This window comes from Tenacibaculum gallaicum (assembly GCF_003387615.1).
GTDB lineage: Bacteria > Bacteroidota > Bacteroidia > Flavobacteriales > Flavobacteriaceae > Polaribacter > Polaribacter gallaicus.
Map to the genome: position 1 here is coordinate 120509 of NZ_QUNS01000007.1, position 23994 is coordinate 144502.

Consider the following 23994-nt stretch of genomic DNA (forward strand, 5'->3'; position numbering starts at 1 on the left):
TTATGGAGCTTTTTTGGTACATCGTATTAGTTACAATGTTAGCCATTTATGTTATTTTAGATGGTTATGATTTTGGTGCAGGAATTATTCACTTATTCTTCGCTAAAAAAGAAGAAGATAAAAAGAAAGTTGTAAAAGCAATCGGCCCTTTTTGGGATGCAAATGAAGTATGGTTAATTGCTTCCGGTGGTATCTTATTTTTTGCTTTTCCTACTTTATATGCCTCTTCATTTAGTGGCTTTTATCTTCCTTTAATAATGATTTTATGGCTGCTTATTTTTAGAGCTATTGGTTTAGAACTTCGCGGACAAATACATAATAAAATATGGGAAAGTATTTGGGACAAAGCTTTTGGAGTTGCTAGCTTACTTCTTGCCTTATTTTTTGGAATAGCATTGGGTAATGTTGTGCGCGGTGTTAATCTAGGAAACGTTGTAGATGGCATTTCTACTCATGAGGCACATTATTTTTTCCTTCCCTTATGGAATTCAGAATTTTCTCCACACTCAGAAACACTAGGTGTTATAGATTGGTTCACTTTACTTTTAGGAATTATTGCTGTCGTGTCACTAACTATTCATGGTGCCAATTGGATTATTTTCAAAACCAACGCTAACATTAATAACCAACTAAAAAAAATTGTTTTTACCCTTTCATTTGTTTTATTAGCCTTAGTAATTATTTCAATAATTACTTGGCATGTTATCGAACCAAAACCATTTCATAATTTTATAAAGTACCCCTTTCTTTGGATATTTCCTTTACTAACTTTTATAGGGTTGTTTGGTTTATTCAAAGTAAAAAAGTTCGCAAAACACATCACCGGATTTTTATATTCTTCTTTATTTCTACTAGGAGGTTTAGCAACTACGGTAGCATCTATTTTCCCTAAAGTTTTACCTTCAACCAATACTATAAACCCAGATTTAACTATTTACAATGTAGCTGCTGATGAATACGGATTATTAGTTGGCATGAATTGGTTTTTTATAGCTGCAATATTAGTCATCATTTATTTTGTTATACAGTATAAAGTTTTTAAAGGAAAAATGGATGATGTAGATTACGGTGAACATTAATTCGTTCTCCGTAATGGTAGTGTAGTAAAATAGTGCTTATTGAAGAAACTAAATCACTCTGCACTAAAAGTACAGAGGTTTATTATACTGGGGGGCCTAAAAATCCCCTTTTTTTATTTCTAATATAAAATTAGAATTGCCTGAATTTGGCTTTCTATGATGCTCTAAATATTCGTTAACCATTTCATCTGTTATATTACCTGTACTCCAAACTCCATAACCAACTCCCCAAAAATGTTTTGCCTAGTAAGGATTACTTAACTCTGGAAATTCTTGTTAAAGCTTGCGAGAACTTCTTCCCTTGAGCTGTTTTACTAAAATAGCTAATACTTTACTTGGAATCATATTCTATATGAATATGATCAGAACTAACTACTCCTTTTAAAAGTGATACATTTTCTGCTTCTAAAATTTGAATCAGTAAATCTCTACATCGTTATTGTATATCTCCTTTCAATATCTGATAGCGATATTTTATAACCTAAACTAAATGACAGGTCAACCTGCTTACTATATGAGAACCTTTTCGTAAAGATCTTTCCACTTAAGAAAAATATTAATTTTTTATATAACTAAAAGTATTGCAATAAAATTCCAGGATTTTGAACCCTAAATTGAGACCAATAAAAAACACTTTTAACCAATTGATTAAAAGCGTCTTATTGTGACCCAGAGAGGACTCGAACCCCCAACCCTCAGAGCCGAAATCTGATGTTCTATCCAGTTGAACTACTGAGTCTTTACATTCTATTAAGCTAACTTTGCTTTTACAATTGCTGAAATTGTTTTTCCATCTGCTTGTCCTGCTAACTGTTTAGAAACAATTCCCATTACTTTTCCCATATCTTTCATTCCTTCTGCTCCTACATTTGTAATAGCTTTTTCTACAATTTCACCTATTTCTTCTTCACTTAAAGCTTCTGGTAAAAACTGCTCTAAAATAACTGCTTCAGCTAATTCTGGTTCCGCTAAATCATTACGTCCTTGCTCCGTAAACACAGTTGCACTATCTTTACGTTGTTTGACTTGTTTTTGAATAATCTTTAACTCTTCTGCTTCAGACAATTCTCCTGCTCTAGCTTCAGTATTTGCCAACATAAATGCTGACTTTAATGCTCTTAAAGCGGTTAAAGCTACGGTGTCTTTAGCCTTCATAGCTTCTTTCATTTTATCCATTACCTGTTTTTGCAAACTCATAATTTATGTTTTTAAGTATTAAAAAATCCCGATAAATCGGGATTTTAAAAATAAGTGTTATTCTTTTATTAATCTACATTATCGTGTAAAAACGAATTATTAGAACGTAATAAATCGTCATTATCTGTATTTAATGTTGTATCTGACTTGCTAATGTCTGATCCTGCTTCAATATCAACTCCTAACCTTTTATAAGCCGGTTGACGTTCAATTTCATCTATATTTTTACTAACTTGATCGTTAAACTTATAGTTAAAACCTTTCATCTTCTCCCTTCTTTCCTGTGCCCTTTTTTGCAACTCAGAAATTGTTAAGTCCAACGGAGAAACTTCCTCACTTGAAGTATCTATTCCATTAATTTCTTCTTGTGTTTTAGATTTCACCTCAAATTGTAATTCTTTTTCTACCTCTTCTTTAATTGTAGGAGTAGAACTTTTGCCAATTGTTGGTTGTGCACTAAAATCGTCTAACACATATCGTTTTTCAATTTTATGACTCTTTACTTCTTCAGCTTTTACTTCAATATTTTTAATCTCATTAGTGGTTTCAACTAAATGAGAGGTTGGCTTTATTTCTTCATAAGAGTTTAACGGCAAATCAAACAACAAATCTTGTTGTGTCGGTTGTTCCTTTATTTCTCTTTCTTCAACTTTAGGTTCAGCTATATTGGTAATGATAAAATCATCTTCAGAAACAGTTTCTATTTCGATTTCATCATATACAACATCAATATTTTTTATTGCTTGTGTTGTTGGAATAATTTGCGATTTAGGTTCAGGCTTTTCTTCCTCTAAAACATGAACAACTTTATTGGATGGCTTGTTTTTTATAGGCTCATCGATTGCAGGAGATGCTTCTACTTTCTGATCACCAAAATTATATGTTGCCTTTTGTTCATCTTCTAAAGTATGAACTATTTTTTTCACTTCCGTATTAGTAATATTTCCTTGCTGATCAGCGGCGAAACCCGTAGCTACAACTGTTACTGCTATTCCATCTTCTAACGACTCGTCTTCTCCAATACCCATAATAATATTGGCATCGTACCCTGCTTCATCTTGAATGTAGTCATTTATTTCACCTATTTCATCTAGTGTAACTTCATTTCCTCCAGAAACGATTAATAATAATACATTTTTAGCTCCTGTAATTTTATTATCGTTTAACAATGGTGAATCTAATGCTTTTACAATGGCATTTTTAGCTCTGTTAGCTCCAGTTTCTTTTGCAGATCCCATAATTGCTGTACCACTATTTGACAATACCGTTTTTGCATCGTGTAAATCAATATTTTGTTTGTAGTGATGTGTAATTACCTCTGCTATCCCTTTTGCTGCTGTTGCTAATACTTCGTCTGCTTTAGAGAACCCTGCTTTAAACCCTAAGTTACCATAAACTTCGCGCAGTTTATTATTGTTGATAACAATTAATGAGTCTACATTATTACGTAGCTCATCAATCCCTTTTTGAGCTTGCTTTGAGCGCATTCTTCCTTCAAACTGAAATGGCATTGTAACGATACCTACCGTTAAAATATCCATATCTTTAGCTATTTTAGCAATGATTGGAGCCGCACCTGTACCAGTACCTCCCCCCATACCTGCGGTAATAAAAACCATTTTGGTATGCGTACTCAACATTTGTTGAATTTCTTGTATACTTTCAGCCGCTGCTTGTGCTCCAACTTCTGGATTTGCACCTGCACCTAACCCTGAAGTTAAATGTGCCCCTAACTGAACTTTATTAGGTATTGGGCTGTTTTCTAATGCTTGTGCGTCTGTATTACAAATTACGAAATCTACTCCGTGAATTTGTTTACTATACATGTGATTTACTGCGTTGCTTCCTCCCCCACCAACACCGATTACTTTAATGGCATTCGATTGTGTTTTTGGCATGTCGAATGAAATGTTATCAAATTCTGCGCTCATAATAACTTTTCTTTTTTATTAATTCTTATTCAATTTTACACTCCTTTTTAGGGGATTAATCAGGAGTTTTCTTATATATACTAATTACTCTGCGTTATCTAAAAACTCTTTGAATCGTTCAGTAAACTTGTCAAAAAATGATTTAGATTTTTTCGCTTTGTGTTCCTTCTCTTCTCGAACTTCTTCTATAATCTCGTTTTCTTCCTCAATAGCTTCTTTTACTAACGCTTCTGGCGCTTCTTCTACAGCTACTTTTTCTTCAGTTTCCTTTTGTAAACCTTCCATTAACAACCCTACAGCAGTTGCAAATGCTGGACTTGATAACCCTTCATCTGAATCTCCTGCTAGGTGTTCATTTGGATACCCAATACGAACGTCCATTCCGGTAATATATTCTACTAACTGGCGTAAATGTTTTAATTGAGCTCCACCTCCTGTTAGTACAATGCCTGCAATCAATTTTCCTTTCTGAGTTTCGTGTCCGTAGTTCTTAATTTCTAAATATACATGCTCTATAATTTCTTGAACTCTTGCATGAATTATTTTTGATAAGTTTTTAAGTGTAATTTCTTTGGGTTCTCTTCCTCTTAACCCAGGAATTGAAACGATTTCCGTTTCTTTATTTTCTCCAGGCCATGCTGAACCGAACTTAATTTTTAATAACTCTGCTTGTTTTTCAATTATTGAACAACCTTCTTTTATATCTTCAGTAATTACATTTCCTCCAAAAGGAATTACTGCTGTATGACGAATAATTCCGTCTTTAAATATTGCTAAATCTGTAGTTCCCCCACCTATATCAATCAATGCTACACCTGCTTCTTTTTCTTCTTGACTTAATACTGCTGATGCTGATGCTAAAGGTTCAAGAGTAATATCTGATAGATTTAACCCCGCACTCTTAATACATCTGCCTACATTTCGGATAGAAGAAACTTGACCTACTACTACATGAAAATTTGCTTCCAGTCTTCCTCCATACATCCCTATAGGTTCTTTTATATCTGGCTGACTATCTACTTTAAACTCTTGTGGTAATACATGAATAATTTCTTCACCCGGTAACATTACCAATTTGTGTACTTGGCTAACTAAATTTTCTATATCATTAGCATCAATTACCTCTTCTGATTTTTCTCTTGTTATGTAGTCACTATGGTGTAGACTACGTATGTGCTGACCTGCAATACCTACTACAACATTTTCTATTTTATGTCCTGAAATACTTTCTGCCTCTTCAGCTGCCTGCTGAATAGACTGAATTGTTTGCGTAATGTTATTAACTACCCCACGCTTTACACCTAAACTTTTCGCCTTACCAATACCTAAAACTTCAAGCTTTCCGTATTCGTTTCTACGACCAATCATGGCAACAATCTTGGTTGTACCAATATCTAAACCAACTGCTATTTTATTGTTTTCCATCTTGATTTTGTTTTGTGCACACAACTTGGTTGTGGTATTTTACATTTATCGCTTTATAGTTATTAATGGTTTTGTCTGTAAACGCTTTGTTATAAAATGCTGTTAGCTTTTTAAACTTTATTGAGGCATCTGTTAACTCTCCAAAAATTATCTTATAATCACCACTACGAACAGTAAATATATATTCGTTTTGGGCGTCTTTTTGAATAGCAATAATTTCTTTAGCGAAAAAACTATTACTATTTATGTTCTTTATTAACGTTGTTAATTCTTTGATTTCTTCTGGCTCCCTTACTCCTAAAACTAATGGTACTCTTGCTGAAAAATTTGTTGATAACGGAATTTCAACTCCATACTTATCAACATAAAAAGATGTATCTTTATCAACAATTCGAGCTATCGGTGTTCGTTGTTTTATCGTAGTTTTTAACACCCCATCTACGGTTAAAAACACAGCTGTTTTTTCAACATACGGATTCGCCGAAACATTAGCCTCTAGAAAGTGTAAATCTACCAATCTTTTTGGTTGATTTTTAACAAATTCATTATTTTGTATTAACAATTTATCAACCATACTGTGTGTCAAAAAGTTATTATCTCCAGCAGCAAATTCTACCACCGTATTTTTCACCTTTTTTAATCCATTTCTATTGGTTGTAAAACCATACAAAAACACCAAAAACATCAACAGCAAGAAAAAAGACAGATATGTTGCTAATTTTTTCATTCTATTTTTTGTGTTTTTCTTTTAATTTATCTTTTACTTCATCAACCAATAAACCAATATTTCCTGCACCTAACATTGCTACAATTTTTGACTCAGATTTTATGATTTCGTCACTTAATTTTTCCTTTGATATTAGCTTTTTAGTATCAATGGTAAGTTTTTCCAACAACCAACTAGAAGTAACTCCTTTTATTGGTAATTCTCTGGCTGGATAAATATCTAATAAAAGTACTTCATCAAACAACGATAATGCTTTTGCAAAATCATCTGCAAAGTCTCTAGTTCTACTGAACAAGTGCGGTTGAAATATAGCCAACACTTTTTCTTTTGTGTACATTTCTCTAACAGATTGTGCTACCGCTTTTATTTCCGTTGGATGGTGTGCATAATCATCAATTAGCACAACATCTTTTGTCTTTATTTTGTAAGAAAATCTGCGTTGCACCCCTTTAAAGCTACCTAGTTGTTCTTTAATTTTTTCTAACGATACTCCATACACATCAGCTATAGCTAGTGCTGCTAAAGCATTCATCATATTGTGATTTCCTGGTAAATGGAATGTTATGTTTTTAATTTCTGATGTTGGTGTTTTTACATCAAAAACATACTTACCTACTTCTATTCTTACATTATAAGCTTTATAGTCAGCTTCCTCATCAACAGCATATGTTAAGCCTTTTAATGGCAATCCTTTTGCTACAATTAAAGTATCAGAAACTTTACTTGCAAAATCTCTAAATGATTGTTGTAAGAATTCATTTTCTCCATAAATATCTAGATGATCAGCATCCATAGAGGTTACACAAGCTATATTGGGTGATAGATTTAAAAACGAACGGTCAAACTCATCTGCTTCAACTACCGAAATTTTATCTTCTCCTAAAATTAAATTAGAATTGTAATTTTCTGCAATTCCTCCTAAAAATGATGTAGCTTTTTCAGGTTGCATAATGTGTCCTAAAATAGAAGATGTTGTTGTTTTTCCATGCGTTCCTGCCACTGCTAAACAAAAAGTATTCTTGGTTATTTCTCCCAATACTTCCGCTCTTTTTAAAACTGCGTATCCGTTCTCTGTAAGATAATTTAATTCTTGATGATTTTTAGGAACTGCTGGTGTATATACCACCAGTGTTTTTTCTGTATTTAAAAATGATATTGGAATATTCTTTACAGCATCTTCAAAATGGACTTCTACTCCTATTTCTTCTAAACTTTTAGTGATAGGTGTTGGTGTTTTATCGTAGCCTGCAACTACTTTTCCATTGACAGAAAAATAGCGAGCTATGGCGCTCATTCCTATTCCGCCAATACCTATAAAATAAACGTTATGTATCGTTTTTAAATTCACTAACTAATTAATTTTTCTATTTCGTTAACGATATTACTTGTTGCATTTGGCAACGCTAACTCATTAATGTTTTCACTTAAACTTTCTTGCTTCCCTTTGTCTTTTAATAAGGTTTCTAATACGACAGGAAAAGTGTCTAATTCACTCTCTTTAACTACTAGAGCCCCATGTTTGTCGGCAATAGATTTTGCATTTTTTGTTTGATGATCTTCTGCCACATTTGGTGATGGAATGAAAATAGTTGGCTTCCCTACTATACATAATTCCGATACTGAACTTGCTCCTGCTCTTGACACAATAAAATCTGCAGCTGCATAGGCTAAATCCATCCTATTCAAAAACTGATGTACTTGAACATTTTCTAATTCATCATACTTTTTGTATTCTTCATAATACAGCTTACCGCATTGCCATATCAATTGAACTCTTTGTTTTTTGAAGAAATCTAAATTTTCTTCTACCAACTGATTTATTTTACGAGCACCGAGGCTTCCTCCTAATATTAAAATTGTTTTTTTAGATGTATCTAACTCAAAAAACTCTTTCCCTTCTTCTATTTTAGTATGAATAAATAGTAAATCTTGACGGACTGGGTTTCCTGTTTTTACTATTTTATCTTCAGAGAAAAAACGTTCTAAATTATCGTATGCAACACATATTTTCTGTGCTTTTTTACCTAATAACCTATTAGTTATTCCAGGGTATGAATTTTGCTCTTGTATTAAGGTTGGTATTCCTTTTCTATTAGCTACCATTAACGTTGGTCCACTTGCAAAGCCTCCTGTTCCAACAGCAACATCTGGTTTAAATTTTCGTATAATTCGATATGCTTTCCATAAACTATTTAACAGTTTAAATGGAAATAGTAAATTCTTTAAAGTTAGCTTTCTTTGAATTCCTGAAATCCACAATCCTTCAATGTTATATCCCGCTTGCGGAACTTTTTCCATTTCCATTTTATCTTTTGCTCCAACGAACAAAATATTAGCTTCTGGGTAACGAACTTTTATTTCGTTAGCAATTGCTATGGCAGGGTAAATATGACCCCCAGTACCTCCACCACTTATTATGATATTAATCGATTGTTTCATACAGTCTTTTTTATGTTAACAGTGTTGTATGTACGCTCATAATAATTCCAACCCGTATATCTGTATTTTTAGTCCAGCGTTTCATGTAAAATATCTAAAGGGTTATCATCTAAAATTGTTTCTTCAGTTTCGTTTTTAGAAGCACTTACACTTAAAATCATTCCTAATGCGAAACATGTCATCCAAATAGAGGTACCCCCACTACTTATTAGCGGGAGTGTCTGTCCTGTTACTGGTAAAATATTCACTGCTACTGCCATGTTTATCATTGCTTGAAAAACGATGGGAATTCCCACACCCACAACCAACAAAGTTGCAAATATCGTCGTAGCCTTTTTAGCAGTTATTAAAATTCTAAAGAGTAGTAAAAAATAAATAAAAATCACCACAATTGCACCTGCAAAACCGTATTCTTCAACAATAATTGCATAGATAAAATCGGATGAAGATTGTGGTAAAAAGTTTTTCTGTACACTTTTACCTGGTCCCTTACCTATTACTCCTCCTGTTGCAATGGCTATTTTGGCCTTTTCCACTTGGTAATCTTCTTCACCATCAGACTGAGAAAAGCTTTCAATTCTACTTTTCCATGTGTTTACACGGTTGGGCATTGCATCTGGAAACGCTTTCGCTACTAAAATAAAAAACAGAAAAGCAAAAAGTCCTATTCCTAATATATAGCCTATATATTTTAATGGGTACCCTCCTATAAATGAAACCATTAAAATCATAAAGAACACCATAGCTGTCGTTGAGAAGTTTGCTGGTAAAATTAACACCAGCACTAAACCTACCGGAAGCCACAACTGCAGTAGACTTTCTTTAAAAGAAATTACTTTTTCTTTATTTTTTGCCAAATAGCGTGCAACATACACCATTAAGACTAAACCTGCCAATGTAGAAGTTTGAAATCCGATTCCTACAAACGGAATGCGAATCCATCTACTCGCATTAGCCCCTCCAATAGTGGTTCCTTGCGCTAAGGTAAAGACCAATAGCAGAACAACTACAGGTAGCATTAAAACGGAACCTCCACTGAAGTACCTATATGGAATTTTATGCACTCCATAAATTACTGCAAACCCTGTAATTAGTAATACAATGTGTTTTACCAAATGTCCTAAAGTAGATCCATTACCAACTACGTACACCAAATTGGTGCTTGCACTATATATTGGCATAAATGAAAATATTGCCAATACTGCAACTATAGCCCAAATGGCTCGATCTCCTTTTATATGTCGAAAGATGTTTTTCATCAATCTTTATTATACATTATATATTTCTTACAGCTTCTTTAAACTTTCTTCCTCTATCTTCGTAGTTTTCAAACAAATCGAAACTAGCGCATGCTGGTGACAACAATACCGTGTCTCCTCTTTGTGCTACTTTATAAGCTACTTTTACTGCTTCTTCTGCTCCAGCAGTTTCCACCATAACATCTACTACATTCGCAAAAGTGTCTATGATTTTTTGATTATCTAATCCCAAACAAACTATCGCTTTTACTTTTTCTCTTACTAGAGGCAATAAATCAGTATAATCATTTCCTTTATCAACACCTCCTACAATCCAAACTGTTGGGTTATCCATACATTCTAGTGCATAAAAAGCCGCATTTACATTTGTAGCTTTGCTATCGTTAATGAATTCAATTCCATTTACTTTTTGCACTTTTTCTAAACGGTGTTCTACACCTTCAAAATCAGATAGGCTTTCTGCAATTGTTTCTTTTCTTACTTTTAACAACCTTGCAGCCATTGATGTAGCCATTACGTTTTTTGTGTTGTGCTTTCCTTGTAATGTTAGTTCAGAAACCTTCATTAATTTTTCTTCTGTATTAAATTTCATTATGATCGTGTCTTGTCTTAAAAAAGCTCCGTATTCCAATTCTTTCTCTATTGAAAATGGCACTAGCGTTGCTTCTGTTTTATTATTTTTTAACCAAGTTTGAATTGCTTCATCATCGGCATCGTATATTAAAAAATCATCTTTTGTTTGATTTTTTGTAATTCTGAATTTTGAGTTTATATAGTTATCAAATTCATATTCATATCGATCTAAATGATCTGGTGTTATATTAGTTATTATTGCTATGTGTGGTTTAAAATTCTCGATACCATCCAGCTGAAAACTACTTAACTCCAACACGTATTCGTCGTACTTATCATCAACCACTTGTTCAGCGAAACTATCTCCTATATTTCCTCCAACTCCTACATTTAAGCCTGCTTTTTTTAACACATAATGTAGCAACATGGTTGTGGTTGTTTTACCATTTGAGCCTGTAACTCCCACAATTGTTGCATTGGTAAATTCCGAAGCAAATTCTATTTCTGAAATCACTTTAACTCCTTTTGAAACCAACTTTTGCACAAGTGCAACTTTTTCTGGAATTCCAGGACTTTTCATCACCACGTCAGCATTTAAAATTTTATCTTCTGCGTGCTGATTTTCTTCAAAATCGACTGAATTATGTAAAAGAACTTTTTTATATCGCTCTGCTATACTTCCTTTATCTGAAACAAAAACTTCATATCCTTTTTGCTTTCCTAAAAGTGCTGTCCCTACACCACTTTCTCCTCCACCAAGAACAACCAAAAGCCCCTTAGTCCCCAAAGGGAAAACAACCTCATCACTTCTTTTTTCTTGCTTACTCACTTTCTGTTCTCTTTTAATCTCTTTGTCTTTATTTTTCACCCCTCCCTTTGGGAGGGTTAGGGTGGGCTTTTATCTTAACTTCAATGTTACTATGGTAAATACCGCTAACAAAATTCCTACAATCCAAAAACGTACTACAATTTTACTTTCGTGATAGTTTAATTTTTGATAATGGTGATGCAAGGGAGACATTTTAAAAATTCGCCTTCCTTTTCCAAACTTCTTTTTTGTATACTTAAACCATGATACTTGTAGTATTACCGATAGATTTTCAACTACAAAAACCCCCGCTAAAACTGGTAGCAATAATTCTTTTCTTATCGCAATTGCTATTACTGCTATAATTCCTCCAATCGTCAAACTCCCTGTGTCTCCCATGAATACTTGTGCTGGATAGGTATTATACCATAAAAACCCGATTAAAGCTCCTGCAAAAGCAAAGATGAACACTGTCATTTCTCCTGATTTTGGGATGTACATTACATCTAAGTAGTCTGCAAAAATGATATTACCAGATACCCACGCAAAAATTGCCAGAGTTATTACCATAATTGCGGATGAACCCGCTGCTAAACCATCAATTCCATCTGTTAAATTCGCCCCATTTGAAACTCCTGTAACAATAAAAACAGTAACAAAAATGAAGACTATCCACCCATATTTTTCATATCCATCTCCTAAGAAGCTTAACGCTTTTGCATAATCCAATTCATTATCCTTCAAGAAAGGAACTGTTGTTTTTGTTGATTTATGGACATCTCCAAATACTTTCTTTTTACCATCTACCTGCACAATTTGTTCTGAACTAGGTAATTGTTCTTTTATAGTTACATCCGGATGAAAATACAACATAGAGCCTACGATTATACCAAGTCCAACTTGCCCTAAAACCTTAAACTTCCCTTTTAAACCAGCCTTATCCTTTTTAAATACCTTTATGTAGTCATCGGTAAAACCAATAAGCCCCATCCAAACAGTGGTTATTAATAAGATTATGATATATATATTCTCTAGTTTAGCTAAGAATAATACAGGGACTAATGTTGCAAGAATTATAATTACACCTCCCATTGTAGGTGTTCCTGCTTTTTGCACTTGTCCATCTAAACCTAAATCTCTTACTGTTTCACCAACTTGTTGTCTTCTTAGATAGTTAATGATTTTTTTACCGAAAATAGTTGAAATCAATAAAGACAATATGAACGCCATCGCAGATCTAAATGTGATAAACTGAAACACACTTGCCCCTGTTAAGCTAAATTCACTTTCTAAATATTGAAATAAATAATATAGCATTCGTTAGTGTTTTTTTAGTTGATTAAAATAGTTGATTACTTCTTCTAAATCATCAAAATGATGCCTAACACCATTTACTTCTTGGTAGGTTTCATGCCCTTTTCCTGCAACAAGTACAATATCTCCTGATTTTGCTAGTTTACAAGCCGTTTTTATAGCTTGTCTTCGATCTACAATTGATAGTGTTTTTTTATAATTTTCTGCAGCTACACCTATTTCCATTTCATCTATTATTGACTGTGGATCTTCTGTTCTAGGGTTGTCTGAAGTAAAAACAACTTGATCACTTAATTGGGAAGCTATTAGTGCCATTTTTGGACGCTTCGTTGTATCCCTATCTCCTCCACAACCTACAACTGTAATTACTGTTTCATTTCCTGTTCGGATATCATTAATGGTTTGTAATACATTTTTTAATGCATCTGGTGTATGTGCATAGTCTACTATGGCCGTAACTCCATCATCTGAAACTGTATATTGAAATCGTCCACTTACACTTTCTAACTCACTTACAATTCGTAAAATTTCTATTTTCTCAAGTCCTAATAACTCTGCCACCCCATATATTGCCAACAAATTGTAGGCATTGAACTCACCTATTAGCTTTGTCCAAACTTCTATTCCATTGATTGTTAACAAGGTTCCTGATAGACGTTTTTCTAACACTTTTGCTTTAAAATCTCCTAATGTTTTTAATGCATAAGTTTGTTTATTTGCCTTTGTGTTTTGTAGCATTATTTGTCCATTTTTATCATCAATATTCACCAAAGCAAATGCTGATTTTGGTAACGAATCAAAAAACGCTTTTTTTACATCACGGTATTCTGCAAATGTTTCGTGATAATCTAAATGATCGTGTGATAAGTTTGTAAATACTCCTCCTGAAAACTCTAACCCTTCAGTGCGTTTTTGATGAATTCCATGAGAACTTACTTCCATAAAACAATAGTCAACTCCGGTTTCAACCATTTTTGATAAATATTGATTTATCGCTACTGAATTTGGCGTTGTATGTGTCGCTTTAAATTCTTCTTCATCAACCATCACTTTCACGGTTGACAACAGCCCTACTTTATATCCTGCTTTTTTAAACAGTTGACACAATAAGCTTGCAATAGTAGTTTTACCATTTGTTCCTGTTACTCCTACTAATTGCAAGCTCTTTGACGGGTTGTTATAATAATTTGCTGCCATTATTGCTAAAGCAGCATTTGAGTCTTCTACTATAATATAAGCTACCTCTTCACTTCTATCGTTCGGCATCTCTTCACAAACAATAGCTTCAGCACCTAACGATACTGCTTTCTCTATAAACTGATGTCCGTCTACCGTTACGCCTTTTTGAGCTACAAAAACATCTCCACTTCCCACCTTTCTGCTATCAAAATGAAGTGTTCCTATAGTAATATCTATATTTCCGTAAACTTCTTTTACAGCTACCTTATATAATATGTCTTTTAATCTTTTCAACTATGATAGTTTTAAATATATCGTTGCACCTTTTGAGACTTTCAGTCCTCTATCTACAGATTGTTCCGTTACCTTTCCTACTCCTGAAAACTTAACCTTCAACCCCATATTCTCTAATAATGCTACTGCATCCATCCCACTCATACCTATTACTTTCGGCATGATTGTTTTATATTTTCTTAATTTTTGATAGTATTCTTGATACTCTTTACCAAGAACTTCTTCTGAAATTTCATCAGACACAAACTGGTTGTTAATAGCTGTTGAAGTATAAATTTTTTGAGCTATTTCTTTAAATATAGGAGCTGCTACTATTGCTCCATAATATCCTTTTTCTTTTTTAGGGCTATGAACTACTACAATACAAGAATACTTAGGTTCATCCGCTGGAAAAAATCCTGCAAAAGAAGCTACATATTTTTGATTTGAATAATATCCTCCTTCGTACTCTCCTTTAGCATTCTTAGTTCTTGGAATATATTTTTTTGCCGTTCCTGTTTTTCCTGCCATAGAAAAATTTGGTGAATATATCCTCTTACCCGTTCCGTATTTTATAGTATTCTCCATCACTTTTCGAACTTTATCTATAGTTTCTTGTGATGCTATTTTTTCTTTTAACACTTCTGTTCCAAAGCTTTCTTCTACCTTACCTCCAACTCTTAACTCTTTAACAAAGTATGGTTTCACCAATTTACCGTCATTTGCAACTGCGTTATAAAACGCCAATGTTTGCAATGGCGTAAGATGAATTCCATACCCCCAAGCCATCCATTCTAGCGAAATCGGACTCCAACTTTTCTCAGATGGTTGCGGTATGTATGGCTTTCCTTCTCCTTTGATCTTTACTCCTGTTAATTGATCTAAACCAAACGACTTAATTTTATCAGTGAATTTTTTCGGGTTCTTATCGTAGTATTTTTGGATTGTTTTTACAATTCCAACATTTGAAGAAACCTCAAATACTCTTCCTAATGATATTTTTCCGTGCCCTCCTCTTTTACTGTCTTCTACTTTACGGTTATTAATATAAATTCTACCTTTTTCACAATCTACCACTGTTGAAGTATCTACAACTTTGTCTTCTAAAGCCACCATTAAACTAGCTAACTTAAAGGTTGACCCTGGTTCGTGACTCTCCCAAACAGCATAATTTCTTTTTTCGTAATACCTCCCTTTAGAAGTCCTTCCCAAATTAGATATCGCCTTTATCTCTCCTGTTTCTACTTCCATCACTACCGCACAACCATGGTCAGCTTCAAAATACTCCATCTCCCTCAACAAAGCATGGTGTGTAATATCTTGAATATTTACATCTATTGTAGTAATTACATCACTACCATCTATAGGCTCTTTCTCATTTACATCATTAATAGGTTTCCATTGCCCTTTGGCTATTTTTTGCTTTAAGCGCCAACCATTTTCTCCTTGCATATAATCTGCAAAAGCGCCTTCAATTCCTGCTCCCCCTCTGTAATCGTCATACCCAATAGTACGTTCTGCTATTTTACCAATAGGATGTACACGAACTGTTTTTTGTTCCGCTATAAAACCTCCTCGATATACTCCTCGGTTAAAAATCGGGAAGCTTTTCATTCTCACATAATCATTATAACCAACATTACGAGCTATTAACAAATAACGATTTCTACGTTTTTTTGCATTACGTAATTTCTTTTGATAATAGCTTGCTGGTTTTCCTAACAACTCAGAAAGTGATTCAGAAAGCGCTCGGATATTCTTTTCAAAAACTTCAGAATCTACCGACACCACATCCATACGGATGGTAAATTTTGACATAGAAGTTGCTAACAAATTTCCATCTGCTGCATACACATTTCCTCTATTCGCAAAAATAGTATCGTTTTTAACTGTTTTTTCTTCAGAAAGCTTTCTATACTTATCCCCTTCTACATATTGAAGTTTAAAAAGTCTAAAAATGATAACTACAAAGAAAAGCGTCATTAAAACAACTATCACGTAGAGTTTGTTTAATATGCCTTTTTTTATTACCATTTTATATTACTCTTTATTATATGTTACTTTTATTTTTTGAGGCGGTTTTTTTGCAGGGTACAACCCTTTACTCTTTACTTTATCTCGAATACTACTTTCTAACTTCATTCGCATTAGTTGAGTACTCGTATCTACATCTTCAGCCCGCAACTCCCTTTTTTTCTTATTCAGTGCTGCTATTTCCACCACTTTTGCATCTGCACTATGCGAACTATAAATCATTACTAACAACAGCAGCACCACAAAAATCAGAATCCGCCAATTTTTAAATGAACTTTCGTCCGTAAGAAAACTTCCTCTTAAAAGATCGTATATATTCTTCCTGACTTTAGACATTACTTTAATGTTGCTATCCTTAATTTTGCACTTCGTGCCCTGTTATTTTCTTTTATCTCTGCTTTTGTTGGTATAATCATTTTACCAACTTTTTTAAGCGGCTCGCTAGTATTACCATAAAAATCTTTTTCTGGCTCTCCACTAAACAACCCAGTTCTTATAAATCGCTTCACCAACCTATCTTCTAACGAATGATATGAAATCACACTTAGCCTTCCTTCTTCATTTAATAAATCTGGTATTTGCTGTAAAAACTCTTTCAACACCTCCAACTCTTGATTTACCTCAATACGTATTGCTTGAAAAATTTGTGCTAATATTTTATGTTCCTTTGCTTTTGGAAGAAACTTCTGTAGCACTTCTTTTAACTCAAAACTTGTTTTAATTTCTCTATCACCCCTTGCTTCAACAATAGTTTTCGCCAAGGTTCGCGCATTTCGTAACTCCCCATACAAAAACAACACATCCGCCAAATTTTCTTCACTATATGTATTGATAATTTTTTTTCCTGAGAGATTAGACTTTTGATCCATTCTCATATCTAAGTCTGCATCAAAACGAGTTGAGAACCCTCTTTCTGCTTCATCAAACTGATGTGACGACACTCCTAAATCAGCCAACACGCCATCAACCTTCTTCACACCATAAAAACGTAAAAACCTAGATATAAATCGAAAGTTCTCACCAATCAACACAAAGCGTGGATCATCAATTTTATTTTGCTGCGCGTCCGGATCCTGATCAAAAGCAAACAATCTTCCTTTTTCTCCTAAACGACTTAATATTTCTCGAGAGTGCCCTCCTCCTCCAAAGGTCACATCCACATACACACCATCTTCTTTTATATTTAGCGCATCTACGCTTTCCTTCAACAAAACTGGATTATGATAACTCATCTGCTTCCGTATTACCCATCACTTCCTCTGCTAAATCAGCAAAATCAACAACAGCATCATCAATTACTTTTTCGTATTTATCCTTATCCCAAATCTCAATAATATTCACTGCAGAAGAAAGCACTACTTGCTTTTCAATCCCTGCAAACTGACATAAATCTTTCGGAACCAATATCCTTCCAGAAGCATCCACATCTACTACTTTTACACCAGCTGTAAACCTTCTGATAAAATCATTATTTTTCTTTACGAATCGATTTAGTTTATTGATTTTTGCCATCATCAAATTCCATTCTTGCATCGGATACAACTCCAAACAAGACTGAAAAACAGACCGTTTAATCACAAAACCCTCTTGCAACACAGAAGACAACTGCTTCTTGAACGCTGATGCCATCATCAACCTTCCTTTAGCATCTACCTTACACTCATATGTTCCAATTAAATTTATCACGTAAAGAAACTATAGTTTGCATCAAAAATAAAAAATATTTACCACTTTTTACCACTTTTTACCACTTTGTTAATAAGTTTTGTTTTTCGAGCTAAAAATCTGATACTAAAACACTTCAACACTACCCTTATACGCGAAATAATAAAAATGAAAAAGTGATAAAAAAGAACTACATTTGTGGTTAAGTCAAATCAGAAACATATATGACTGAATTTTTAAAGAAAGAAGACAAATTTACATATGCTGAAGCAGGAGAAGGAAGCCCAATTATCATCCTTCACGGATTAATGGGAGCTCTTAGTAATTTTGGTTCCACTTTTAATCATCTTTCAAAAAAAGGATATCAAGTTTTTATACCAGAATTGCCCTTATACACCTTACCCCTCCTTAAAACTAACGTGAAAAATTTAGCCAAATTTTTACATGATTTCATAGAATACAAAGGACTTAAAAATGTTACTTTATTAGGAAATTCTTTAGGCGGACACATTGCTTTATATTATACAAAACATTATTCTGAAGATGTTAAAGCATTAGTTTTAACAGGTAGTTCAGGACTGTACGAAAACTCCATGGGAGACAGTTATCCTAAAAGAGGAGATAAGGAGTTTGTTAGAAAAAAAGCACAAGATGTTTTTTATGATAAAGCTATAGCTACAGACGAACTTGTTGATCAAGTATATGATGTTATTAACGATAGAAATACTTTGATTAGAACTTTAGCCATTGCTAAAAGCGCTATTCGTCATAACATGGCCAAAGATTTACCCAACATGGAACAACCTACCTGTTTAATTTGGGGAAAACAAGATAGTGTTACTCCACCAGAAGTTGCTGAAGACTTTAAAAAGCTCTTACCTGACGCTGATTTATTCTGGATTGACAAATGTGGACATGCAGCTATGATGGAAACTCCAGAAGAGTTTAACGAAGTTTTAGAAAACTGGCTTTCCAAACGAGAAATATAACAGCTAAACTAGCTTAAGTATAGTATGAAAATAAAATCTGCTGAATTTGTAATGAGTAACAGCAATGTTACCAAAGCTCCTAAAGACAGAATACCTGAATATGCTTTTATTGGGCGTTCAAATGTTGGTAAATCATCTTTAATCAACATGTTAATGGAGCGTAAAGACTTAGCTAAAATCTCTGGAAAACCAGGAAAAACACAGCTTATCAATCACTTTAAAATTAACGATGAGTGGTTTTTAGTAGATTTACCAGGATATGGTTATGCTCAGGTTTCAAAAAAGAAACGCACCATCTTTCAATATTTTATTGAGAATTACTTTAAAGAACGTGAGCAACTTGTTTGCACTTTTGTTTTAATTGACTCTCGCCATGATCCACAGAAAATAGATTTAGAGTTTATGCAGTTTTTAGGAGAAAATCACATTCCTTTTTGTATCGTTTTTACAAAAGCTGATAAGCTTGGAAGCTCCAAACTAAATAAACAAATTACTACTTACAAAAAAAAGCTATTAAATTATTGGGAGGAATTACCAATGAGCTTTGTTACTTCTTCATCTACAGGAATGGGACGTGATGAGTTTTTAAACTTTATTGATCAAGTAAACGAGGACGTAGCAGAAAACTTCAAATAACCTTTCTGAGTTTAAGGTAACACCTATTATGCACTCTACTAAAGAAAACTTACAAGTTTTACATGAAGACAACCATATTATAGTTGTTAACAAACGTGCAGGTGATATTGTACAAGGTGACAAAACTGGTGACAAACCACTTTCTGACGTAGTTAAAGAGTACATCAAAGAAAAATACAACAAGCCTGGAAATGTTTTTTTAGGAACTGTTCATCGTTTGGACAGACCTACCTCAGGTATTGTTATCTATGCCCGAACTTCAAAAGCTTTGGAGCGCTTAAATAAAATGTTGCGCGACAAAACCATAAAAAAGACTTATTGGGCAGTAGTGCAACAACAACCTAAAAAAGCTGCTGACACTTTAACAAATTATTTAAAAAAGAACCCAAAGAACAATAAGTCCACAGCCTACAACAAAGAAGTTAACGGTAGTAAGAAAGCTACTTTACATTACACAACACTAAAAAAATTAGACAACTATTCGTTACTTGAAGTTGACTTAGAAACAGGTCGTCATCATCAAATTCGTGTACAACTTTCTAACATTGGTGCTATTATTAAAGGTGATTTAAAGTATGGCGCTAAAAGAAGTAATAAAGATGGAAGCATTCATTTACATGCTCGAAAAATAGAATTTACACATCCAGTTAGTAAAGAACTTATTAAAATCACTGCCCCAACTCCTTCTGACCCAGTTTGGGATGCTTGCTTGTAATTTGTATATTTAGACAAATTTCACATAAGATGAAAGCTCTTAAATTTTTAACTATCTTAATACTCCCTATAACCGTATACATTTCGTTTACAAGCATGGGTTGGTTAACATTATTACCTTTAGTCGTATTTTTTGGGTTTGTTCCTCTACTTGAACTGCTTTTTAACCCAGACAAAGAAAACCTTAGTAAAGAACAGGAAGAGCAAGAAAAAGAAAACAAACTTTATACTTATATCTTATACACAACAGTACCTGTTCAATTACTTTTTTTAGGATGGTTTTTATGGATGATGAAAGATGCACAATTAACCACCATAGAATATATAGGAAGAATCTCTGCTATGGGCTTACTATGTGGTGTAATTGGTATTAATGTAGGACATGAATTAGGTCATCGGAACAACCGTTTTGATGAGTTTTTAGGTGAGGTTTTATTATTAACATCTTTAAATACACACTTTTTACCCTATCATAATGCCGGACATCATTTTAATGTAGCTACACCTAAAGATGCTGCAACCGCAAGAAAAAATGAAATAGTATATCTATTCTGGATCCGTTCTCATTTTCAAAGCTACTATCAAGCTTGGGAAACAGAAAATAGACGTCTACAAAATTCTGGTAGAAATTGGCTTCATCTGCAAAACAGAATGCTCATCTATACGGTTTGTAACATACTGTTATTAGCAGGCACTTTCTTTCTCTTTGGATTAAATGCTCTACTTGCTTTTACAGCAGCAGCTGTTTTTGGAATTTTATTACTAGAAACTGTAAACTATATAGAGCATTACGGACTACTACGTAAACAAAACGAAAAAGGTCGTTATGAACGTGTAAAAAGAACTCATTCATGGAATTCTGATCACAGAATTGGTATGCTAATGCTGTTTAATTTATCTCGTCATTCTGATCATCACTATAATGGAAGTAAACATTATCAACTCTTAAAATCATTACCAGAGAGCCCTCAAATGCCAACAGGATATCCAGGTATGATGCTCGTAGCTTTGATGCCTCCATTATGGTTTTCAATAATGAATAAAAAACTACAAGATATATAACCTATGAATATTCCTGAATTGGTTCAGTCGCAAAAAAACTATTTTGCAACACAACAAACCAAAGATATCTCCTTTAGAAAAAGTGCTTTAAAAAGACTACAAAAAGAGCTTATTACAAGAGAACAAGATATTATCAAAGCTTTACATGATGATTTTAAAAAATCAGAATATGAAGCGGTGATGACTGAGACTTCTATCGTTTTAGCCGAATTAAAAATGGCAATAAAGAACATTCATTCCTGGAGCAAACCTAAACGCGTATTACCATCTCTATTAAACTTCCCTTCATCAGCTAAAATTTATAAAGAGCCTTATGGTACAGTTTTAATCATCGCTCCATGGAATTATCCTTATCAATTAGCATTTGCACCTTTATTGGGAGCTATTGCAGCAGGAAATACTGTAATTTTAAAGCCTTCGGAATTAACACCGCATACGAGTAAAATTACCACAGAAATCATCGAAACTGTTTTTGATAAAAATCATGTAGCTGTTGTAGAAGGCGGTGTAGCTATTTCTACAGAATTATTAGCACAACGTTGGGATTATATTTTCTTTACTGGAAGTGTTCCTGTGGGTAAAATTGTAGCCAAAGCCGCTGCCAATTATTTAACACCTATTACTTTAGAATTGGGTGGGAAAAGTCCGTGTATTGTTGACGAAACTGCCAATATTAAATTGACCGCAAAACGCTTGGTTTGGGGGAAGTTCATTAATGGTGGACAAACCTGTATAGCTCCCGATTATTTATTAATTCACAAATCAGTTAAGGAACAATTTATAAAACAGTTTAAAGAAGAAATTTTTAGAGCCTACGGAGAAAATCCACAAAATTCTCCCGATTTTCCTCGAATTGTAAACACTCGAAATTTTGACCGCTTAGCTTTAATGCTAGAAAATGAAAACTGTGTGATTGGCGGACAAACCGATAGAGATAATCGCTACATTGCCCCTACCTTAATTGACGAACCTAGTTTAGACAGTGAAGTAATGAAAGGTGAAATTTTCGGACCTATTTTTCCATTGATTTCTTATGAAAACGAAGCTGATATTGAAAAAATCACTGCTAAATACGACAAACCTTTGGCGTTATATGTATTTACCAATCGAAATTCATTTGCTAAAAAAATGATTCAGCGTTATTCATTTGGAGGAGGAACGATAAACGACACTACTGTACATTTTGCAAACCACCGTTTGCCTTTTGGTGGTGTGGGCGAAAGCGGCATTGGTGGCTACCATGGAAAACAAACTTTTGATGCTTTTTCTCACCATAAAGGCGTGGTAAATAGAGGAACATGGTTAGACGTTCCTACTCGATACGCTCCTTACAAAGGAAAATTACAGCAATTAAAAACTTTGATGAAATTAGGGTAATTTCTTTTAAAACCAAGGGAATAGATTCAAGAACCAAGACTTTTAATAAATTATGCCTAAAAAAACCGTACCAGAAGCTATCAATTATCGTCGTTCGGTAAGAATATACGACCCTGAAAAACCGATAGACACAACTATTGTGAAAAAATGTTTAGAGCAGGCCAGTTTAGCACCCACCAGCAGCAACATGCAACTGTGGGAATTTTATCACATTACCTCTAAAGAAACTATTGAAAAAATAGCTCCTTTATGTTTTAATCAAAATGCTGCTAAAACTGCGCAACAATTGGTTGTTTTTGTAGTTCGTAAAGATTTATGGCGTAAACGCGCTAAAGCCAACTTAGCTTTTATGGATAAAGTGTTTGGAAAAAACAATCCAAAATCGGAGCAACGAAGTCGAGAAAAAGTAGCGCGTAATTACTACGGAAAATTGATTCCGTTTACCTACTTTGATTTCTTAGGGGTTTTTGGTTGGTTGAAATATATACTATTTTCGATTGTTGGGTTATTTCGTCCTATGTATCGTGAAGTTCGCAATAGCGATATGCGTGTAGTTGCTCACAAAACATGCGGATTAGCAGCACAAACTTTTATGCTCTCAATGGCTGCTGAAGGTTACGACACCTGCCCCATGGAAGGTTCTGATACTTGGCGCGTAAAACGTTTGCTAGGACTACCTTTTGGTGCAGAAATTAATATGATTGTTTCTTGTGGTATTCGTAAACCTGAAGGAGTGTATGGAGAACGTTTTAGAGTTCCTTTTGAGGAGGTTTATAGGGAAGTATAAAAACCTGGATAGTATCAAAAAAAATATCAAATTTTGTGAATAGTCCAAAATTTATAAAGTATGCTGCTGATTCGTTATGAAATTTATATTTTCTACTCATTTTTTATATTCTATTTTTTAATCTTTCATTATCTATTATTACTCATACCGTCACGAGCAGGATGCTCGCGCTAGCGGGGGAGTACTTTTTGAAACTATCTACCTCTTCTTTTTCTTATAGAATTAACAAGTTCAAGGAATGGAAATACTCAGACCTTGTCGAAATATATCATATTTTAAATCAAAACAAAAAGGTTGATACTCATCTTTTGAATCTTTTAAAATCTAAAATATAGACATAAACCATTTCATTTGTATAAACGTCATTTCGACCAGAGGGAGAAATCTCATTTTTAATTGTTGAGATTTCTCAGTCATTCTTCCTTCGAAATTGTAAAGGTTAACTAATTCGTTGACAATTTTGGTTAAAAATATTAGGAGGCACACCATTTAAACTTTGGTGTGGTCTTTCTTGATTATAATAATA

The 23994-nt window shown here is 33.8% G+C and carries 21 protein-coding genes, 1 tRNA gene and 1 pseudogene; 7 read left to right on the forward strand and 16 right to left on the reverse strand.

Features of this window, described 5'->3' with window-relative positions:
* The first annotated feature begins 2 nt into the window (after nt 1-2).
* Complete coding sequence (gene cydB, locus C7448_RS12805) at nt 3-1079, forward strand: cytochrome d ubiquinol oxidase subunit II (protein WP_115901778.1); 1077 nt, start codon at nt 3-5, stop codon at nt 1077-1079.
* 96 nt (nt 1080-1175) lie between these two features.
* Here the strand turns inward: cydB and tnpA are convergent.
* From tnpA to mraZ, 16 genes and pseudogenes are all read right to left on the reverse strand, one after another.
* Nucleotides 1176-1623, reverse strand: a pseudogene (gene tnpA, locus C7448_RS12810) (IS200/IS605 family transposase).
* Between the two features lie 121 nt (nt 1624-1744).
* A tRNA-Arg gene (locus C7448_RS12815) sits at nt 1745-1818 on the reverse strand.
* Between the two features lie 11 nt (nt 1819-1829).
* Nucleotides 1830-2276 carry a GatB/YqeY domain-containing protein gene (locus tag C7448_RS12820; protein WP_115901779.1) on the reverse strand — a complete coding sequence of 149 codons (447 nt, stop codon included), beginning with the start codon at nt 2274-2276 and terminating at the stop codon, nt 1830-1832.
* A 68-nt stretch (nt 2277-2344) separates the two neighbouring features.
* Nucleotides 2345-4207, reverse strand: a complete 1863-nt coding sequence (gene ftsZ / locus C7448_RS12825) for a cell division protein FtsZ (RefSeq protein WP_115901780.1) — start codon at nt 4205-4207, stop codon at nt 2345-2347.
* 84 nt (nt 4208-4291) lie between these two features.
* Nucleotides 4292-5632 (reverse strand): cell division protein FtsA, encoded by a 1341-nt coding sequence (gene ftsA, locus C7448_RS12830; protein ID WP_115901781.1) that lies wholly within the window; start codon nt 5630-5632, stop codon nt 4292-4294.
* Nucleotides 5619-6359 (reverse strand): cell division protein FtsQ/DivIB, encoded by a 741-nt coding sequence (locus C7448_RS12835; protein ID WP_115901782.1) that lies wholly within the window; start codon nt 6357-6359, stop codon nt 5619-5621. The genes ftsA and C7448_RS12835 overlap by 14 nt, the downstream gene beginning before the upstream one ends.
* A gap of 1 nt (nt 6360) precedes the next feature.
* A complete protein-coding gene (gene murC / locus C7448_RS12840; protein ID WP_115901783.1) occupies nt 6361-7707 on the reverse strand; it encodes a UDP-N-acetylmuramate--L-alanine ligase in 1347 nt (448 codons plus the stop codon).
* Nucleotides 7707-8798: an undecaprenyldiphospho-muramoylpentapeptide beta-N-acetylglucosaminyltransferase gene (murG, locus tag C7448_RS12845; RefSeq protein WP_115901784.1), complete on the reverse strand. Its 1092-nt coding sequence runs from the start codon at nt 8796-8798 to the stop codon at nt 7707-7709. Before murG ends, murC begins: the two co-directional genes overlap by 1 nt.
* Before the next feature lie 68 nt (nt 8799-8866).
* Entirely contained in the window at nt 8867-10057 is a 1191-nt protein-coding gene (locus C7448_RS12850) for an FtsW/RodA/SpoVE family cell cycle protein (RefSeq protein ID WP_115901785.1), read from the reverse strand.
* 16 nt (nt 10058-10073) lie between these two features.
* The gene (gene murD, locus C7448_RS12855) at nt 10074-11459 is read right to left on the reverse strand and encodes a UDP-N-acetylmuramoyl-L-alanine--D-glutamate ligase (RefSeq protein WP_245939479.1); all 1386 of its coding nucleotides are present in this window, start codon (nt 11457-11459) and stop codon (nt 10074-10076) included.
* 69 nt (nt 11460-11528) lie between these two features.
* A complete protein-coding gene (mraY, locus tag C7448_RS12860) occupies nt 11529-12755 on the reverse strand; it encodes a phospho-N-acetylmuramoyl-pentapeptide-transferase (protein ID WP_115901786.1) in 1227 nt (408 codons plus the stop codon).
* A 3-nt stretch (nt 12756-12758) separates the two neighbouring features.
* On the reverse strand, nt 12759-14225 hold the full coding sequence (locus tag C7448_RS12865; protein ID WP_115901787.1) for a UDP-N-acetylmuramoyl-L-alanyl-D-glutamate--2,6-diaminopimelate ligase: 1467 nt from the start codon (nt 14223-14225) through the stop codon (nt 12759-12761).
* The gene (locus C7448_RS12870) at nt 14226-16187 is read right to left on the reverse strand and encodes a penicillin-binding protein (RefSeq protein ID WP_115901788.1); all 1962 of its coding nucleotides are present in this window, start codon (nt 16185-16187) and stop codon (nt 14226-14228) included.
* Nucleotides 16188-16244: 57 nt separating this feature from the next.
* A complete protein-coding gene (locus C7448_RS12875) occupies nt 16245-16574 on the reverse strand; it encodes an FtsL-like putative cell division protein (protein ID WP_115901789.1) in 330 nt (109 codons plus the stop codon).
* The gene (gene rsmH, locus C7448_RS12880; RefSeq protein WP_115901790.1) at nt 16574-17470 is read right to left on the reverse strand and encodes a 16S rRNA (cytosine(1402)-N(4))-methyltransferase RsmH; all 897 of its coding nucleotides are present in this window, start codon (nt 17468-17470) and stop codon (nt 16574-16576) included. Before rsmH ends, C7448_RS12875 begins: the two co-directional genes overlap by 1 nt.
* Nucleotides 17457-17924: a division/cell wall cluster transcriptional repressor MraZ gene (gene mraZ, locus C7448_RS12885; RefSeq protein ID WP_115901791.1), complete on the reverse strand. Its 468-nt coding sequence runs from the start codon at nt 17922-17924 to the stop codon at nt 17457-17459. The genes rsmH and mraZ overlap by 14 nt, the downstream gene beginning before the upstream one ends.
* Before the next feature lie 203 nt (nt 17925-18127).
* Between mraZ and C7448_RS12890 the strand changes: the two genes are divergently transcribed.
* From C7448_RS12890 to C7448_RS12915, 6 genes are read left to right on the forward strand one after another with little or no spacing between them, the layout of a single operon-like run.
* Nucleotides 18128-18892 carry an alpha/beta fold hydrolase gene (locus C7448_RS12890; RefSeq protein ID WP_115901792.1) on the forward strand — a complete coding sequence of 255 codons (765 nt, stop codon included), beginning with the start codon at nt 18128-18130 and terminating at the stop codon, nt 18890-18892.
* Between the two features lie 24 nt (nt 18893-18916).
* Complete coding sequence (gene yihA, locus C7448_RS12895) at nt 18917-19528, forward strand: ribosome biogenesis GTP-binding protein YihA/YsxC (protein WP_115901793.1); 612 nt, start codon at nt 18917-18919, stop codon at nt 19526-19528.
* Nucleotides 19529-19556: 28 nt separating this feature from the next.
* Complete coding sequence (locus tag C7448_RS12900; RefSeq protein WP_115901794.1) at nt 19557-20243, forward strand: RluA family pseudouridine synthase; 687 nt, start codon at nt 19557-19559, stop codon at nt 20241-20243.
* 29 nt (nt 20244-20272) lie between these two features.
* Nucleotides 20273-21304: an alkane 1-monooxygenase gene (locus C7448_RS12905; protein ID WP_115901795.1), complete on the forward strand. Its 1032-nt coding sequence runs from the start codon at nt 20273-20275 to the stop codon at nt 21302-21304.
* 3 nt (nt 21305-21307) lie between these two features.
* On the forward strand, nt 21308-22681 hold the full coding sequence (locus C7448_RS12910) for an aldehyde dehydrogenase (protein ID WP_115901796.1): 1374 nt from the start codon (nt 21308-21310) through the stop codon (nt 22679-22681).
* A gap of 52 nt (nt 22682-22733) precedes the next feature.
* Nucleotides 22734-23468 carry a nitroreductase family protein gene (locus C7448_RS12915; RefSeq protein ID WP_115901797.1) on the forward strand — a complete coding sequence of 245 codons (735 nt, stop codon included), beginning with the start codon at nt 22734-22736 and terminating at the stop codon, nt 23466-23468.
* The last annotated feature ends 526 nt before the right edge of the window (nt 23469-23994 follow it).

What these genes read in the sequence shown, in the direction of transcription:
- cydB (WP_115901778.1), top strand. Translation starts at nt 3, where the DNA reads ATGGAGCTTTTTTGGTACATCGTATTAGTTACAATGTTAGCCATTTAT.
- C7448_RS12820 (WP_115901779.1), bottom strand. Translation starts at nt 2,276, where the DNA reads ATGAGTTTGCAAAAACAGGTAATGGATAAAATGAAAGAAGCTATGAAG.
- ftsZ (WP_115901780.1), bottom strand. Translation starts at nt 4,207, where the DNA reads ATGAGCGCAGAATTTGATAACATTTCATTCGACATGCCAAAAACACAA.
- ftsA (WP_115901781.1), bottom strand. Translation starts at nt 5,632, where the DNA reads ATGGAAAACAATAAAATAGCAGTTGGTTTAGATATTGGTACAACCAAG.
- C7448_RS12835 (WP_115901782.1), bottom strand. Translation starts at nt 6,359, where the DNA reads ATGAAAAAATTAGCAACATATCTGTCTTTTTTCTTGCTGTTGATGTTT.
- murG (WP_115901784.1), bottom strand. Translation starts at nt 8,798, where the DNA reads ATGAAACAATCGATTAATATCATAATAAGTGGTGGAGGTACTGGGGGT.
- C7448_RS12850 (WP_115901785.1), bottom strand. Translation starts at nt 10,057, where the DNA reads ATGAAAAACATCTTTCGACATATAAAAGGAGATCGAGCCATTTGGGCT.
- mraY (WP_115901786.1), bottom strand. Translation starts at nt 12,755, where the DNA reads ATGCTATATTATTTATTTCAATATTTAGAAAGTGAATTTAGCTTAACA.
- C7448_RS12870 (WP_115901788.1), bottom strand. Translation starts at nt 16,187, where the DNA reads ATGACGCTTTTCTTTGTAGTTATCATTTTTAGACTTTTTAAACTTCAA.
- C7448_RS12875 (WP_115901789.1), bottom strand. Translation starts at nt 16,574, where the DNA reads ATGTCTAAAGTCAGGAAGAATATATACGATCTTTTAAGAGGAAGTTTT.
- rsmH (WP_115901790.1), bottom strand. Translation starts at nt 17,470, where the DNA reads ATGAGTTATCATAATCCAGTTTTGTTGAAGGAAAGCGTAGATGCGCTA.
- C7448_RS12890 (WP_115901792.1), top strand. Translation starts at nt 18,128, where the DNA reads ATGACTGAATTTTTAAAGAAAGAAGACAAATTTACATATGCTGAAGCA.
- yihA (WP_115901793.1), top strand. Translation starts at nt 18,917, where the DNA reads ATGAAAATAAAATCTGCTGAATTTGTAATGAGTAACAGCAATGTTACC.
- C7448_RS12900 (WP_115901794.1), top strand. Translation starts at nt 19,557, where the DNA reads ATGCACTCTACTAAAGAAAACTTACAAGTTTTACATGAAGACAACCAT.
- C7448_RS12905 (WP_115901795.1), top strand. Translation starts at nt 20,273, where the DNA reads ATGAAAGCTCTTAAATTTTTAACTATCTTAATACTCCCTATAACCGTA.
- C7448_RS12910 (WP_115901796.1), top strand. Translation starts at nt 21,308, where the DNA reads ATGAATATTCCTGAATTGGTTCAGTCGCAAAAAAACTATTTTGCAACA.
- C7448_RS12915 (WP_115901797.1), top strand. Translation starts at nt 22,734, where the DNA reads ATGCCTAAAAAAACCGTACCAGAAGCTATCAATTATCGTCGTTCGGTA.